Annotated in this window: 14 protein-coding genes; 6 read left to right on the forward strand and 8 right to left on the reverse strand. The window is 66.5% G+C overall.

Going from position 1 to position 15532, the window contains the following annotated elements; genetic code table 11:
- Nucleotides 1-179 precede the first annotated feature (179 nt).
- From AC07UW_RS16160 to AC07UW_RS16175, 4 genes are all read right to left on the reverse strand, one after another.
- The gene (locus AC07UW_RS16160; RefSeq protein WP_033830954.1) at nt 180-1187 is read right to left on the reverse strand and encodes an aminoglycoside phosphotransferase family protein; all 1008 of its coding nucleotides are present in this window, start codon (nt 1185-1187) and stop codon (nt 180-182) included.
- Between the two features lie 99 nt (nt 1188-1286).
- A complete protein-coding gene (locus tag AC07UW_RS16165; protein ID WP_495212416.1) occupies nt 1287-2321 on the reverse strand; it encodes a DUF418 domain-containing protein in 1035 nt (344 codons plus the stop codon).
- Nucleotides 2318-2908, reverse strand: coding sequence for a TetR/AcrR family transcriptional regulator (locus AC07UW_RS16170; RefSeq protein WP_495212477.1), 591 nt, complete (start codon nt 2906-2908; stop codon nt 2318-2320). The genes AC07UW_RS16165 and AC07UW_RS16170 overlap by 4 nt, the downstream gene beginning before the upstream one ends.
- 147 nt (nt 2909-3055) lie before the next feature.
- Nucleotides 3056-3829, reverse strand: a complete 774-nt coding sequence (locus AC07UW_RS16175; RefSeq protein WP_495212478.1) for an APH(3')-II family aminoglycoside O-phosphotransferase — start codon at nt 3827-3829, stop codon at nt 3056-3058.
- Nucleotides 3830-3930: 101 nt separating this feature from the next.
- Here AC07UW_RS16175 and AC07UW_RS16180 point away from each other — a divergent pair, with 101 nt between their 5' ends.
- Together AC07UW_RS16180 and AC07UW_RS16185 are read left to right on the forward strand one after the other, a co-directional pair.
- Entirely contained in the window at nt 3931-4647 is a 717-nt protein-coding gene (locus AC07UW_RS16180) for an SDR family NAD(P)-dependent oxidoreductase (RefSeq protein ID WP_495212417.1), read from the forward strand.
- A gap of 99 nt (nt 4648-4746) precedes the next feature.
- A complete protein-coding gene (locus AC07UW_RS16185; RefSeq protein ID WP_495212479.1) occupies nt 4747-6687 on the forward strand; it encodes an EAL domain-containing protein in 1941 nt (646 codons plus the stop codon).
- A gap of 7 nt (nt 6688-6694) precedes the next feature.
- Here AC07UW_RS16185 and AC07UW_RS16190 read toward each other — a convergent pair whose 3' ends face one another.
- The gene (locus AC07UW_RS16190; RefSeq protein WP_313249039.1) at nt 6695-7354 is read right to left on the reverse strand and encodes an O-methyltransferase; all 660 of its coding nucleotides are present in this window, start codon (nt 7352-7354) and stop codon (nt 6695-6697) included.
- Nucleotides 7355-7457: 103 nt separating this feature from the next.
- Between AC07UW_RS16190 and AC07UW_RS16195 the strand changes: the two genes are divergently transcribed.
- Complete coding sequence (locus tag AC07UW_RS16195) at nt 7458-8090, forward strand: TetR/AcrR family transcriptional regulator (RefSeq protein WP_495212418.1); 633 nt, start codon at nt 7458-7460, stop codon at nt 8088-8090.
- A 15-nt stretch (nt 8091-8105) separates the two neighbouring features.
- On the opposite strand, the gene AC07UW_RS16200 is transcribed toward AC07UW_RS16195, so the two are convergent.
- Complete coding sequence (locus tag AC07UW_RS16200) at nt 8106-8717, reverse strand: TetR/AcrR family transcriptional regulator (RefSeq protein ID WP_312786011.1); 612 nt, start codon at nt 8715-8717, stop codon at nt 8106-8108.
- A gap of 103 nt (nt 8718-8820) precedes the next feature.
- Between AC07UW_RS16200 and AC07UW_RS16205 the strand changes: the two genes are divergently transcribed.
- Nucleotides 8821-9897 carry an MBL fold metallo-hydrolase gene (locus AC07UW_RS16205; RefSeq protein WP_336027596.1) on the forward strand — a complete coding sequence of 359 codons (1077 nt, stop codon included), beginning with the start codon at nt 8821-8823 and terminating at the stop codon, nt 9895-9897.
- Nucleotides 9898-9918: 21 nt separating this feature from the next.
- Here AC07UW_RS16205 and AC07UW_RS16210 read toward each other — a convergent pair whose 3' ends face one another.
- Nucleotides 9919-10425 carry a helix-turn-helix transcriptional regulator gene (locus AC07UW_RS16210; RefSeq protein ID WP_495212419.1) on the reverse strand — a complete coding sequence of 169 codons (507 nt, stop codon included), beginning with the start codon at nt 10423-10425 and terminating at the stop codon, nt 9919-9921.
- 103 nt (nt 10426-10528) lie between these two features.
- Nucleotides 10529-11308: an NAD(P)H-dependent oxidoreductase gene (locus AC07UW_RS16215; protein ID WP_088100665.1), complete on the reverse strand. Its 780-nt coding sequence runs from the start codon at nt 11306-11308 to the stop codon at nt 10529-10531.
- An 84-nt stretch (nt 11309-11392) separates the two neighbouring features.
- On the opposite strand from AC07UW_RS16215, the gene AC07UW_RS16220 reads away from it, so the two are divergent.
- Complete coding sequence (locus AC07UW_RS16220) at nt 11393-12289, forward strand: LysR family transcriptional regulator (protein ID WP_099842360.1); 897 nt, start codon at nt 11393-11395, stop codon at nt 12287-12289.
- Between the two features lie 114 nt (nt 12290-12403).
- Nucleotides 12404-15523 (forward strand): discoidin domain-containing protein, encoded by a 3120-nt coding sequence (locus tag AC07UW_RS16225; protein WP_495212420.1) that lies wholly within the window; start codon nt 12404-12406, stop codon nt 15521-15523.
- The last annotated feature ends 9 nt before the right edge of the window (nt 15524-15532 follow it).

Genomic DNA, 15532 nt, shown 5'->3' on the forward strand with positions numbered 1-15532 from the left:
GCGCCATGGATGGCGCGACCGAGCCTCCATGGACGGATTTACGGCGTCCCCCGCAACCGGACCCACCCCGCCATCCCACAGAAGGCCAGCTTTTGCTGTTGCTGTTGCTGTTGCTGTTGCTTCGGCTGTTGCTGTTGCTTCGGCCTCTGCAGGTGCCGGGCGCAGCCCGGCCGGACCCCCTACAGCACCTGGTACGCGCGCTCGGCCGCATCGAACACATTGCCCGGCGCGAACTGCTCGCCCAGGTAATGCAGCGCTTGCCGGTGCTGCTGCAACGAGCGCTGCGCCGCGCCGGGGCCCAGCAGCATCTGCTCGAATTCGATCAGGTCCTGCAGGATGCGCCAGTGCCGATACCACGCAATCCAGCGCGGATCGCCCAAGTCGCTGCCATAGCCTTCGGCGAAGCCCAGCGGATGCTCGCGCCCCCAGCGACCACCTACCGCGGCGCCGACAAACATCAGGTCGCGCTCGCGCGGGGCCAGTGCCAGTCCGTCCCAGTCAATCAGGTGCAGCGCATCGTCCTGTCCCATCAGCAGGTTGCCCGCGTGCAGGTCGGTGTGGCACAAGCGCAACGCCGGTGCTTCATCCTGCAATTGACGATGCAGCGCTTCGGCACGCTGGTGAAGTTCGGCGATGCGCGGCCGCTGCTGCTGCCACAGCGCCAGGAACGCACTGCCGGACCGATCCTGCGCCTGCGCCAGCGTCGAGGGATCGCGCAACCATGTCCCCACCGTGTCGACCGCTGCGGTTTCAAGCCGCAGCGTCGGCAGTGCCTGGCGCAGCGCCGGTGGAATCTCGGCCTCATGCAGGCGACGCAGCACTTCGCCCAGCTGGCGCCATTGCGCACGGCTCAGCGGTGCCTCGAAGCCCGACTGCCCTTCGATGTAGGGGAACAACGTGAACTGCAGGCCCCAGCGCTGCACCGATGCGCCGCCGGTCAATGCTGGCCACGGCGCAACAATCTCTTCTATGCCCAAGGTGCCACGCAGCCAATGCAGGCTGTCCCACACCGCGGGCGCCACCTGGAAGTTGCGGCACTTCAACCACCAATGGTCGTGGCGGGCATCGATGCGGAACACGCACGCATTGGCGTCGGCGCCCACCGGACGCGGCACCACCGCCGTCGCGTTGATGTCGTAGGACTGCTGCAGGACTTCAACGATCTGCTGCGCCGAAGCGAATGACATGGATGCAGGCGTGCTTTGGTGACGACACCTACTATCGCAGATGGCCCTGCATCCGCACAGGCAAACTGGTCACAACATCGCTCTCCTGCGACGAAATAACTAGCCGGCGATGCGTCGCATCACCGCTTCCAACGGACCGCGCGCGAACTGCCACGACCACAACCAGGCCGCCGCGGTCGCCAGCATCACGAACAGCAACGCGGCCATCAGCACCCACGACAGGCTTGCGCTGCCATCAAGCAGTCCGAGCGATTCCAGCACGCCCATGCCGATCAGGATGTGCGCCACGTACAGGCTCAGCGTCATCCGTCCGGCCGCGGTGAACGGTTCCAGCCAATCGCCAGGATGCAGCCGCACCAGCCACAGGCATGCCGCGATCAGTGCACACGCCGCGCCTGCGCCGGTCAGCAGATAAGCCGGGCCGGGCGGCATCGGCTGTGTCGCCAGCCACACCTGCCACACCGTGCCGTGACCCCACTGCTGCAACATCTGGCCGGCCCCCATCAGCAGCAGGCCGAGCAGCAGCAAGGCACGCTGCACCCGTAGTTGCGACAGCGGCAGCCGCGCCAGCAGCATGCCCAGAAGGAAAAAGCACAGCCACGGCAACACCGGATGGAAGCCATTGAACAGCAGGTTGCGCATCGCACCCGGCCATTGCCACAGCCCCTCGTAAGCCAGCGTCTGCCAGTTCCAGCCCTGGCTGTAGTCCCAGCGCAGCAGGGCCCAGCACGCGACCATCGCCAGAGCCACCATGCTACCCAGTAGAACACGGGGCGACGCGCGCAGCCACAGCACCGCCAGCGCGAAGTACACCGCGTAGTAATGCAGGATATCGGCAGGAAACACGGTCAGGTTGAGCAGGCCGAGCACGGCCAGGAACACGGCCCGCCGCCAGGTCTGCACGCTTGCCTGCCACCACGCCAGTCGCTGTGTGGCCAGCATCAGGCCCACCCCGGCCAGCGTCACGAAGGTCGCCGAAGCCTTGCCTTCCAGCAGGTGGAAGAATCCAGCAAGCCAGCCGCCGCCGTCGGTCTCGGCGGCCATCGCCAGGCGGAAGTTGACCAGCACCATGCCGGCCAGGGCGAGGTAGCGCGCCAGGTCCAGCCCATGCAGCCGCCGATCGTCAGTGCTCACGCACGCGCCCCAAGCAGTGCTGCCAGCAGGCCGGGATCAAGCACGTTGGCATCCGCCTCGCGCGCCTCGCCCAGCCCCTGCCGCAACGCATCGCTTTCGATCGCATCCAGCAGCACCTGCGACTGCAGCGTCGCCGACAGCGCGGGCCGGCGGCGCTCACGCCGCGCAACCTCCTGCAGGGCCTCGGCCAGACCGCGCTGCAACTGCGCGCGGTTGCCTGCAAATGCCGCCGCCACCGCCGGATTGCGCGCGCTCTCGGCCAGCACTTCCACACTCAGCAGCGCCCATTCCGGCTGCCGGCACAGGGCGTGGAAGTCCCGCAGGAACCCCTGCACCTGCGCACGTTCGCCATTGCATCCCGCCAACCGCTGCAGCAACGGCTGCAGTTCGTCCTGTTCGGCCTCGGCCGTGGCCAGGATCAGCGCCTCCTTGCCGGGAAAGTGGTTGTAGAGATTGCCCAGGCTCACCCCGGCCGCCTGCGCGATGTCGCGCATGCTGGTCTGGTGGAAGCCCTTGGACAGAAAGCACTGCAGGGCCGCCTGCAGGATCTGCGAGGCGCGTTGCTCATTGCGGTCGGTGCGGTTCATGCCGCAGACAATGAACGAACGTTCGTCCATTTGAAAGCCGAATCCAAGCCTTCGGCCAGTCGCCGTTCAGGCCGTCGCGCTTGACCTCAACCGCTGTTGAGGACCGATCCTGCCGCGCCCTGCTGCAACTGCGGACCCTGCATGTACCTAGAAGAACTCGTCCAGCAGGCGGTAGAACGCGAGTCGGCGTTCATCGGCACCCATGCCATAGCGGGCCAGCAAGGGCGCAACCCAGCGGGTGTCGTCATAGTTGTGGACCAGGCTGCGTGCGGCCAACGCCAGGTCCTGGCAACGATCAGCCACACCCAGCCGGCCACAATCGATGAAACCGCTGAAGCGGCCGTCGACCGCCATCAGATTCGGCAGGCATGCATCGCCGTGCGCTACCACCAGATCTTCATCCGCCGGGCACGTTGCGATCAGCTCGGCATACACCTGCTCGGCGCTCTGGCCCAGACGCTCATCGTCGAAATCATCCGCATCGATCAACCCTGCGGCAACGCGCGCAGCGACCTCCGGCAAGCGCGATGCAAGGCGATGATCGAACGGACAACCGGCAACCGGCAGCGCATGCAGGGCGCGCAGCGCGTCAGCCAGCAGCACGACCACCTGGTCGGGCGCCAGCGTCGGCGAGGACGCGAGGTCATGGCCGGGCAACGCGCTCATCAGCAGCCAACGCCGACCGCCCTCCTCCGCCGTATCCAACACCGTGGGCACCGGCTGTCCCTGTGCCCGCAACCAGCGCAGACGCAGGATTTCGCCCTCCAGTTCGCTGAAGGCGTCGATCACTTCCGATTTCAGGAACGCATCCGGCAACCCTTGACGTCGCACCCGCGCTACATCAGCGCGCGACACGCCGATGCCCTGCATCTCGATATCTGCATCGCGCAGCATGCTGCGCCAACGCGACGGCAAGGGCATGGCACCGCCATCGCTCGATCCTGCTTCCATCTTCGCCGCTCCGGCTCCGGTGACACCCTGGATTCTCTCCGAAGCGCACACTTCACAGCAAAGGACATCGCATGAAACTCATGGTCATCGGCGCCAGCAAAGGCCTCGGCCGCGCCTTCGTGGAAGGCCTCTGCCGGCCCGGCGATACCGTCATCGGCGTATCGCGCACACGCCCCACGCAGCTGGACTGCAGCGAGGGCGTCGACCTGCACTGGATTGAAGCAGACCTGAGCCAGCCGGTAAGGGCCGCTGCCAGCATCGCAGCGCAGGCGCCGTCGGATCTCGATGTGCTCATCCATAACCTTGGCATCTGGGAGGAGACCGCATTCAGTGACGACTACGATTTCCTCAACGAAAGTGACAGCGCGCTGGCGCAGCTGGTGGACGTCAACATCACCGCCACCCTGCTGCTGCTCAAGCAACTGCTGCCCCGCGTTCTCGGCGGGCGCCGCCCGCAACTGGTGTTGACCGGCTCGACCTCGGCGCTGCCACGCAGTGGCCGCCCCGAGGTGGCCTTCGGCGCGTCCAAGTTCGCGCTCAACGGCATTGCCGATGCCCTGCGCGAGGGCTTCCGCCAGCAGCGGCTGGCCGTGACGACGCTGCAGCTGGGCTACCTCAATACCGACGATGCACTGTCGGTGCCGCTGCAGCAGGCCGCCGCACGCGGCAATGGCGAGTACGTGCCGGTGCACGACGTGGTGGCGATGGTGCGCGCCCTGCTGCAGCTGTCGTCCTCCAGTTTCGTCCGCGAGCTGGTGCTGCCTGCGATCGCCGATCCGCGTTACTAGCGCTCGGCACACACTGGCAGCCCCGGTTTGGCCGCACACGCGGCCGTGGTTTACTCTGCGTCTACTGGCAGTTGGCCGCACACAGGACCGGCTATGGCTATGGATGCGCTATCAAGGGTTTCGACCCGGATCCTGGACAGCGCCCTGCCCAGCCTGCCGCTGTACCTGCTGCAGGCCACTGCGGTGATCGGCATGATCGGCGTGTTCCTGATCACCACCCGCCGCGGCGGCCATGCCATCGAGGGGCGCCGCGTCTACATCGGCGCGATCCTCGGCCTGATCTACCTGTTCAACTCCTGGTTCGTGGCCGGCTACGCGCAAGGCGTGGTCAAGCTCAACCTCGGCATCGACATCCTGCTGATCAGCGGCCTGCTGGGCGGCTGGCGCGGCGGCGTGACCTGCCTGCTGGCCAGCCTGCTGGCGCGCTACCAGTTCTCCGGCACGCAGTACTTCCTGCCCGCCGGCCTGGAAGCGGCGCTGCAGGTGCTTGCAGGCATCTGGCTGCGTGGGCGGATGTATCCACGCATGCTCACCCAGCTCTCGCTGCGGTTGATCCTGCAGGCCTGGGGGGTACGCATCGCGGTGACCCTGCTTGGACTGGCGCTGGGCGTGGCGATCATCGGCAGCGCGCAGCTACCCCTGCTGGAACTGGCCACCCAGCGGCTGCTTGCCCTGCCGGTATCGCTGCTGGTGCTGGCGGCGGTATTCGCACTGATCTACAACGATGCGCAGATCGATGCCCAGCGCCAACGCGAACATGCCTGGATGCGCATCGATCCGGTCAGTGGCCTGCCCAACCTGCGCGCCCTCGACGAGCGCCTGCAACGTCACTGGCGCAGCAGCGAAGATCGCGGCAATGCGTGCCTGATCGTGACCGAGATGAGCAACCTGCAGGACCTGCTGCTGCGCTATGGTCCGCTGAATGACAGCGGCCTGTGGAACCGGCACAACGCCGAAGCCGTGCATCGCACCCTGCTGCACGCAAGGCCAACCGGCACGATGGAGGTCTATCAGTTCGGTGACAGCGCGCTGGCGATCCTGCTGTTGGACGCAAGCCTTGCCGATCTCCGCGCGGATACCGAACTGCCAGCATTGGCCGACCGGTTGACCACGGTGATCGGCGATGATTGGCCGGGCTTCCGCCCGGTATTCCGCTGCGCGGTGGTCGAGCTGCAGCCGCCCACGCAGGACGACAGTTCCATCCCGTTCCGCGCGGTCACCCTGGCCTTGAACGCGATCGAGTCGGGCGTGGTGTTCTTCGATGATCCGATCCAGCGCGACAGCGAAGTGGATGCCCTGATCGAGACCGCGCTGGACCACTGGCTGCAGCACGCCGATGCACCACTTTACTACCAGCCCAAGTTCCGCCTGCAGGACCGCCACCTGGTTGGCGCCGAGGCGCTGCTGCGGATGCGCGATGGCGATGGCCACCTGATTGCACCGATGCGGGTGGTTTCGCTGCTGCGCCGTCGCGGACGCCTGGCCGAACTGGAATGGGCCACGCTGCAGGCGGCCACCGCCTTCCTTGGCCACTGCAGGGATGACGGGCATACGCTGACGATCGCAGTGAACGTGTCCGCCGAATCGCTGCGCCAACCCGGCTTCGGCGCACGCCTGTGCACCTTGCTGGAGCAGCAACGCATACCCGGCGCGATGCTGCGGCTGGAGATCGTCGAGTGGACCGAAATCGTCGAGCGCGACGTTGTCGACGCCAACGTCGTCGTTCTGCTGGCCGCTGGCATGAGCCTGTCATTGGACGACTTCGGCGCCGGCTATTCGACGCTGATCCTGCTGTCACAACTGTCGGTGGCCGAGGTCAAGATCGAGCGGGCGCTGATCGCCACGCTGTCCGATGCCAAGTCGCAGTCCATCGTCCGCTTCATCGTGGAAGTGGCGCACCGCTGCGGTGCCGTCGTCGTCGCCGAAGGCACTGAGACCTCGGCACAGGAACAGATGCTGCGTGCGCTGGGAGTCGATGTGGGCCAGGGCTATCTGTATGCACACGCCCTGCCGCCGGAACAGTTCCGGCAGCTGGCATGAGGGCCTTTCAGGCGAGACGCATCGACAGTTCCACATCCTCGGCGAACGGTACCGACAGATAGCCTGCGTTGCCCGAGCGCATGCGCTGCTGGTAGCGCGGGCTGTCGTCGGCATTGTCGGCCACCACCAGTGCGCCCGGACTCAGGCGTTCCTGCAGCAGGTCCAGCACGTCGTCGTACAGCACCTTGGCACCATCGAGCAGCACCAGATCGATCGTATCGGGCAGGTCCACCGCCAGCGTCTCCAGCGCATCGCCCACGCGGATCTCCACCAGATCGTCCAGGCCCGCTTCACGCAGGTGGCCGGCGGCACGGCGCGCCTTCTCCGGCTCGAACTCGGTGGTGATCAGGCGGCCGCCGCCGTTGTCACGCAACGCCGCAGCCAGATGGATGCTGGAGATGCCGAACGACGTACCGAACTCAACGATGCTGCGCGCGCCACTGCTGCGCGCCAGCAGGTACAGCAGGCGGCCGGTTTCCGGCGACACCGGCAGCCACAGGTCCTTCAGCAGCTCGCCATACAGGCGCCGGTATTCGGTGCGGCTGCCCAGCAGGCGCTGCCGCTCTTCGGGGGAAACGGAGGTCAAGGCCGGGCTGAGCGCGCTGTCGGCTTCGGTGAACAGGCGCGCAAGCAGGGGCGCGACCGGGGCGGAGATCAGGGTGGACATGGACGGGTGTTCCTTTCGTTGGCGGGGTTAGAATGCGAATGATTCGTCGCAATCAAGAATACGGACGATCCCCCGTTCCGCCTATTCGCATTGGAAAAGCCTCATGTCCGAACGTCGTCCGCCGCAGATTTCCTCGAGAAAACAGCCTTGCCAGTCACGATCGAACGACCTGGTCGCAGCCATCCTGGAAGCTGCTGCTCAGGTTTTGAAGCACGAAGGTGCCACTCGGTTCACAACCGCGCGGGTAGCCGAACGCGCCGGCGTCAGCGTCGGCTCGCTGTACCAGTACTTTCCCAACAAGGCAGCAATCCTGTTCCGCCTGCAGCGCGACGAGTGGCAGCAGACCGGCGCGATGCTGCGCGACATCCTGCAGGACACACGACAACCGCACCTGCAGCGCCTGCGCACGTTGGTGCATGCCTTCATCGTGTCGGAATGCGAAGAAGCGCAGACCCGTGGCGCGTTGAACGATGCCGCGCCGCTGTACCGTGATGCGCCGGAGGCGCAGGAAGCACGCAGCGAGTCCGACGAAGCGATGCTCGTGTTCATGGCCGAACTGCTGCCGCAGGCCTCGGCGGGCACGCGCCAGCTGGCGGTGGATCTGATCGATACCACGCTGGGTGCCACCGGTCGCGAATTCTCCAGTGAACCGCGCACTGCCGCCGAGATGCGCGTCTATGCCGATGCGGTCGCGGATATGTTCTGCGCCTATCTCAGGCAGCTGGGCGCGCACTGACGTGCAGCCGCTGGCTTACACCGCGTAGAAGCCCAGGAACATCGCCACGGCCGACTCGGCCACGCGCGTGCGTTCGGCCTGCGCCAGCGGCGCCTGGCCCATCGTCACCTGCGGCCAGAACGCGAAGCTCTTCACCAGGCCCTGCAGCTGATGGCCGGCGAATTCCGGATCGATCTCGCGCAGCCGCCCATCGGCAATGGCTGCACGGATCCACGCGCTGACGCCGCTCTCCTTCTCGCCCATGCGGCAGACGATCGCCTGCGCGCGCTCGGGTGAATGGATGATCTCGGCCATCGCCACCCGCGCCAGATCGATGAAGTTGGCATCACCCAGCAGGTCCAGCTTCTGCCGCAGCAGCTGCAGCAGCTGCACATCCAGCGGCTGGTCGGCGCAGTACGGCAGCTCGACGCTGGCCACGCTGCTCTGCCACAGCTCTTCCAGGATCAGCGCGAACAGTTCTTCCTTGCTCGGGAAGTGGTTGTAGACGGTGCGCTTGGAGACGCCAGCCACCGCCGCGATGCGATCCATGCTGGTCGCCTCGTAGCCGGCTGAGCGGAACTCCTCCACCGCCGCGCGGACGATGGCCTCGCGTTTGCGATCGGTAAGGCGTTGCGGGGCACGGGGCATGGCGGAACCAGACAGCTGAACGGATGCCACCATTTTACACCCAGCAGTGTACTTTCTGAAATCCGGAAACTACACTGTGCAGTGTACCCTGCGGACGTCACCCATGAAGCGCCTGCTCCTTGTCCTCCTGCTCGGAATCCTCGCCGTGACCGCCTATACCTTCTGCAAATCCTGGTCCCTCCCCGACTTCCCCGATTCGCCGCAGTACCGCGAAGGCAAGTTCCGCAATGCCCTGCCGAAACCGGCAATGGGCCTGCGTGATGGCCTGGAGATCTGGTGGACCTTCCTGTTCAACAAGCCCAAGGGCACCGTGCCCGACCACCCCATTCCGGTGCAGGCGCTGGACCGCGCCATCTTGGATGCGGCGCCCGACCGCAGCCTGTTCCGCCTGGGGCATTCGACGATCCTGCTGAAGCTGCGCGGCCAGTACTGGCTGACCGATCCGGTGTTCTCCGAACGCGCCTCACCGGTGCAATGGATGGGCCCGGCGCGCTTCCATGCGCCGCCGATCAGCATCGACGAACTGCCGCCGATCGCCGGCGTCATCCTCTCGCACAACCACTACGACCACCTCGACCACGCGGCGGTAATGAAGCTGGCCGGCAAGACCGCGCGCTTCATCGCACCGCTGGGTGTGGGCGACCAGCTGATTGCCTGGGGCGTGGATGCAGCCAAGGTCGAGCAACTGGACTGGTGGCAGTCCACCGAAGCCGCTGGCCTGCGCCTGACCGCAACCCCCGGCCAGCATTTCTCCGGCCGCGGCCTGGGTGACAGCGATCGCAGCCTGTGGGCGTCGTGGGTGATCCAGGACGGCGACTTCCGCATCTTCTTCAGCGGCGACACCGGCTACTTCGACGGCTTCAAGGCCATCGGCGAGAAGTACGGTCCGTTCGACCTGACGATGATCGAAACCGGTGCCTACGATCAACGCTGGGCGTTCGTGCACATGCAGCCCGAACAGACCCTGCAGGCGCACCTGGACCTGCGTGGCAAGTGGCTGCTGCCGATCCACAACGGCACCTTCGACCTGGCCCTGCACGAGTGGCAGCAACCGTTCGAACGCATCAGCGCATTGGCTGCAGCGAAGAACGTGCCGGTGGCCACGCCGATGATGGGCGAGGCGCTGGACATGCAATCACCGACCGCTGGTACGCGCTGGTGGGAGCGTGTGCAACTGTAACGGCCTGTGGCGCAGCGCCCCTCAGCCGGGAGGCTGAACCAGCCGTTCCTGCTCCTTGGCTACATTGATCTGCAGCGCCGCAGCAGCGAGCTCCGCCAGCTCGCTGCTGACCTTCTGGCTGCCGCGCGCCTGCATCCACGAAAGAATATCGGCCAGATGCCAGATCGACGCGCTGCCTTCGTGCACCGGTGCCGGAAACGTCTGCGGGTGCGCGAGCAGCAACTTGCGCATGTTCTGCCGTGACATGCCCAGCAGATCAGCGACATCCGTCAGCCCTACCAGATCGGGACTGACTTCGATCAGCTCTGCATCGGGTACGGCACGCTGGACGTCTCCCAGCGCGGAGCGCATCGCCTCAGCGGCACTGCTCGCCTCACGACAGAATTCCAGCGCCAGCCTTGCCGGGCTCCCTACGCCCAGCAGTGCATCTCCACATCCCGCATCGAGCAGGTGCCGTTCGAGGACGCCAGGATCACCCGAGGTATCGGGCAGGCGGTATCTCAGGGTGAAGTTGAATTCCGTCTTCAAAGGACCTGCGTCTCCCTGAGTCAGCAACGGCGGCTACCGCGAGCGCCACCAGACTGCCGAACCTACAGAATCTCCGTCGCGTTTCCAGAGGCGAATGCGCCACTCACAGTTCGAGGTGAACTCCCAACCCTGCCTCACCCTCGGCCAACTCAGGCCGCAGGCTCAGTGCAGGGATCAGATAATCACCGCCGTTCTGCCGCCGGTAGGCAATCACCGGATCGCTCGCCAGCCCATCCAGCCGCGCGCCCAGCCCCTCCAGCACGCCAGGCAAGGACGCCTCATCGATACGGCTGCTGCGGTAGATCACATGCGCGGGCAGCACGTCAAAGCCGGGATAGAACAGGATGCCATGCTGGATCGGGAACAGCACATCGTCGATCGGCCCATTGATGCCGCGCGGACCGTAATGCGACTCCCAGCCACCGGTGGTTACCACCAGCATCGCGCGCTTGCCGGACATCGCGCCCTCGCCGTAGCGGTCGCCCCAATGCCGGTCGGAGTGTTCGCCCACGCCATAGGCAAAACCATAGGCATACACGCGATCCACCCAACCCTTCAGGATGGCTGGCATCGAGAACCACCACAGCGGGAACTGCAGGATGACCGCATCGGCCCAGCGCAGCTTTTCCTGTTCGGCGGCGATGTCGGCGCTCTGCCGGCCGGTCCTGAAGGCGTCGCGCGAATCCAGTGACGCGTGGAACGGCACCGAAGGATCCCGCCCGGGGTGATCGTCGGCATCGATCTGCGCCTTCCATTGCATGGCATGCAGGTCGGACACCTGCACGGTGTGGCCGGCGCGTTGCAGGTGCTCAACCGTGAAGGCCTTCAGGGTGCCATTGAGCGAGGTGGGTTCGGGGTGGGCGTAGACAAGCAGAACGTTCATGGTGGCACCAGGGAGGGAATGCCAGCCATGTTGGGTGCCGCCACGCTATAGTTGAAATGAATTCCTGCAATCCCCGGCATTGCCATGGACAATACTCTGCGTCGCATCGACCTCAACCTGCTGGTAACCCTGCAGGCCTTGCTGGAAGAGCAGAACGTCACCCGCGCGGCCGAACGCCTGCATCTGGCCCAGCCCACGGTCAGCGTGCAGCTGGCGCGCCTGCGCCACCTGTTCGATGATCCGCTGCTGCTGCCGGGGCCACGCGGCATGCGTGCTACTGCACGTGCCGATGCGCTGCGCGAACCATTGGCCGAAGCACTGGCTGCACTGCAGCGTGCGGTCGCACCGGTGCAGGCGTTCGATCCCGCCCAGGCTACGCAGACCTGGCGGATCATGGCGTCGGACTTCGGCGAAACCACGATCGTCCTGCCGGCATTGGCCGACCTGCGCGTGCGCGCACCCGGCACGCGCCTGGCCGTGGTCAGCCTGGCGCCGGCGCAGATGGTGGCGCAGAGCGAGCGCGGCGAGATCGATCTCGCCCTCCACATCACCTCCGACGCGCCTCCCTCGCTGCACCATCGCCCGCTGTTCCAGGAACGCTACGTACTGGCCGGGCGTCGCGATCATCCACGACTGAAGCGGCGGCCGACGCTCAAGCAGTTCTGCGCGCTGGACCATGTGATCGTGTCACCGGATGGCGGCGGTTTCCATGGCGGCACCGACAGCGCGTTGGCGCATGTGGGCGCGCGTCGCAACGTGGTGCTGTCGGTGCCGCACTTCCTGTTCCTGCGCAGCGTGCTGCTGCGCACGGACCTGGTGGCGATGATGCCCTCGCGCCTGGTCGCGCAGGACCCGGCCTTGAAGGCGGTTGCGGCGCCCATTGATGTGCCGGGGTTCGAGATGGTGATGCTCTGGCACGAACGCGTGCATCGCGATCCGGCACATCGCTGGCTGCGCGAGCGTATCTGTGCGCATTCATGAAACGTCGCGCCAGGACGCGCCCGGGAAATATTGCGACGCGTCATGTAACCGGTTACATCCCTTGCTAGCGTAGGCCCGCCCGTTCCCGGGCCCTGCCGATGTGAGGCCTTCGCAATGACGTTGTGCGCTGACCGCTGGACCGCTCCCTGCCTGCCGAACCGGCGCCTTGCCGCGGCCCTGCTGCTCGGCCTCTCACTGGCCGCCACCGCCACCGCACAGAACCTGCCACCGCGCGCGCAATGGCAGGCCAGCGCGTCGTCGCAGCAGGTTCCGGCGATGGCGATCAGCCACCTGATCGACAACGATCCGAAGACGGTGACCGGCGGCGCGTTCAGTCCTGGCCACTGGTTCCAGGTCGATCTCGGCAAGCCTGCGATGCTGGCCGGTGCACGCCTCACCTGGGATGTCTCCAACCCCGAGGGCTATTCGCTGCAGACCTCGCTCGACGGCAAGCAGTGGCAGAGCGCCTACGTGATGGGCGATTCGCTGGGTGGCATCGAGACCCTGTACTTCGCGCCGCGACAGGCCCGCTACCTGCGTCTGGCCAGCCCGCAGCGCACCTCCGACTGGGGCGTATCCATCTTCGAAATGGAACCGCTCGACACCGCACTCAGCGCACGGGTGACCGGGCTGGACGCCCCCCAGTCCGCTGCGCTGTGGCAGGGCGGCGGCACGGTTGCCATCCCCGCAGGCAAAGGCGGCATCCACACGCTCGACATCACCCTGCCCCGCGCCCAGCCCAGCACCGGGCTGGCGGTGGACTGGGCCAACGTACACGGCGCTGCACGCCTGCAGGCGCAGGACGCACAGGGCCGCTGGCACGAACTGGCGCGCGACGCGCAGGCGGCGACCCGGCAGCAGAGCTGGCTGGCGGCCGACGCGCCACTGGACATCAAGGCACTGCGGCTGACCGTGGAAGGCGATGCCCCCCAGGTCAAACGCATCCGCCTGCTCGGCCCGAAGGCGGTGATGACGCCGATGAAGCGCTACCAGATCGCCGCCAGTGGCGCGCAGCGCGCGTTGTTCCCGGCCTCGCTGCACATGCAGCAGACCTACTGGACCGCGGTCGGCGTGCATGCGGGCCGGCAGAAATCGATCTTCGACGAATACGGCAACATCGAGGCCTACAAGGGCGCACCGCTGGTGCAGCCGATCTGGCGCAGTGCCGATGGCCGCGCGACCGGTGCCGCCGAACAACCGGTGCAGCACGCACTGCGCGATGGCTGGAAGCCGATGCCGTCTGCCACGTGGTCACCGCAGCCCGGGCTGGAACTGCGCAGCGAAGCCTTTGCCATCGAGCGCGACGGGCAACCGGTCACCTTCGTGCGCCATCGCCTGCGCAACACCGGCAGCGCGGCCATCGAAGGCACGCTGACCCTCGCAGTGCGACCGATGCAGATGAATCCGCCGTGGCAGAACGGCGGCCTGTCGCCGATCCGCCAGGTGGCCGTCGAAGGCAACAGCGTGCGCGTCAATGGCCGCACGCTGCTGCAGTCACTCAGCGCGGTGGATGCCGCTGGCACCGCCCCCTTCGGCAACGAAGGCGACACCGAGATCACCACGGCCATCGCCAGCGGGCAGCTGCCTGCCGCTCAGCAGTCCAGCGATGCCGCAGGCCTGGCAGCGGCGGCGTTGAGCTACCGCGTCACCCTGGCACCCGGTGCCAGCGACGCGGTGGTGGTGGTCTTCCCGCTCGGTACCGCCACCGCCGATGCCAATGGCGTGCTGCCGGAAGCACCGGCCCTCAACCTCGCCTCGCTGCCGCGCGACGGCGACAAGGCGTTCGACACGCTGGCCAGCCGCGCCTCCGCTGATTGGCAGGCGCGGCTGGGCCAGGTCGGCCTGCGCCTGCCCGACCCTTCACTGGTGGACATGCTGCGCGCGCAAGCCGCCTACATGCTGATCAACCAGACCGGCCCGGCCATGCAGCCCGGCCCGCGCAACTACAACCGCTCCTTCATCCGCGATGGCATGGCCACCTCGGCCGTGCTGCTGCGCATGGGCGAAGCCAAAGTGGCACGCGACTACCTGGCCTGGTACAGCGAACACGGCGTGCACGGCAATGGCCTGGTGTCGCCCATCCTCAACGATGATGGCAGCGTCAATACCGGCTTCGGCTCGGACATCGAGTACGACAGCCAGGGCCAGTACGTCACACTCGTTGCCGACGTCGCCCGGCTCGATGGCGGGCCGGAAAGCGTGCGTGCCTACCTGCCCAAGGTGAAGGCCGTGCTGCGCTTCCTGCAGGAACTGCGCGAACGCACCCTGGTGCCGGGCTACATGGCCGACCAGCCATCGCCGGAGCGCTTCGCCGGCATTCTTGCACCGTCGATCAGCCACGAGGGCTATCCCTCACCCACCCACAGCTACTGGGACGACTACTGGGGCCTGAAGGGTTGGCATGACGGCGCGTGGTTGGCCGAATCGCTGGGCGACCACGAAACCGCCACGTGGGCGCGCGAACAGTACAAGGCGCTGTATGACGCACTGCATGCCTCGATCCGCGCAACGATGGCATGGAAGGGCATCGACTTCATTCCGTCATCGGCCGACCTCGGCGATGGCGACCCGACCGGTGTATCGATCGCGCTGGATCCCACCGGTGCGCAGAGCGTGCTGCCGGCCGAGGCCCTGCGCACCACCTTCTCCCGCTACCTGGACGATGTGCGCAAGCGCAACCAGCCTGGTGCGCTGTATGCCTACACGCCGTATGAAATCCGCAACGTGCTGAGCTACGTGCACCTGGGCCAGCCCGAAGCGGCCGACGAACTGCTGCAGGGCCTGCTGCACGATCGTAGGCCGCTGGAATGGCAGGTGCTGGCCGAGGTCGTGCACTCGCGGTTGCGCTTCCCGCGCTACCTGGGCGACATGCCGCACACCTGGATCGGCGCCGAATACGGCCGCACCCTGTTCGGCATGCTGATGCGCGAGGACGACGACGCGTTGTCGCTGCTGCCGGGTACGCCTCCTTCGTGGGTCGCTGGCGAGGGCCTGGCCGTGGACCGCCTGCCCACCGCCTATGGCACCCTGCAGATGCAGGCACGCCAGCGCGATGGAACTCTGCAGGTCTCGCTCGGCAAGGGGCTGCGCAAGGGCACGCCGGTACGCGTGTGGTGGCCGAGCCGTACCCTGCCCAAGGACGTGCGCGTGGATGGGCGATCGGTACGGAACTTCGACAAGGACGGCGTGCTGCTCGATGGCCCGTTCCGCACCCTGGAGGCACGTTGGCAGTAGTGCCGATGC

The organism is Stenotrophomonas sp. GW821-FHT02D01 (assembly GCF_059421765.1).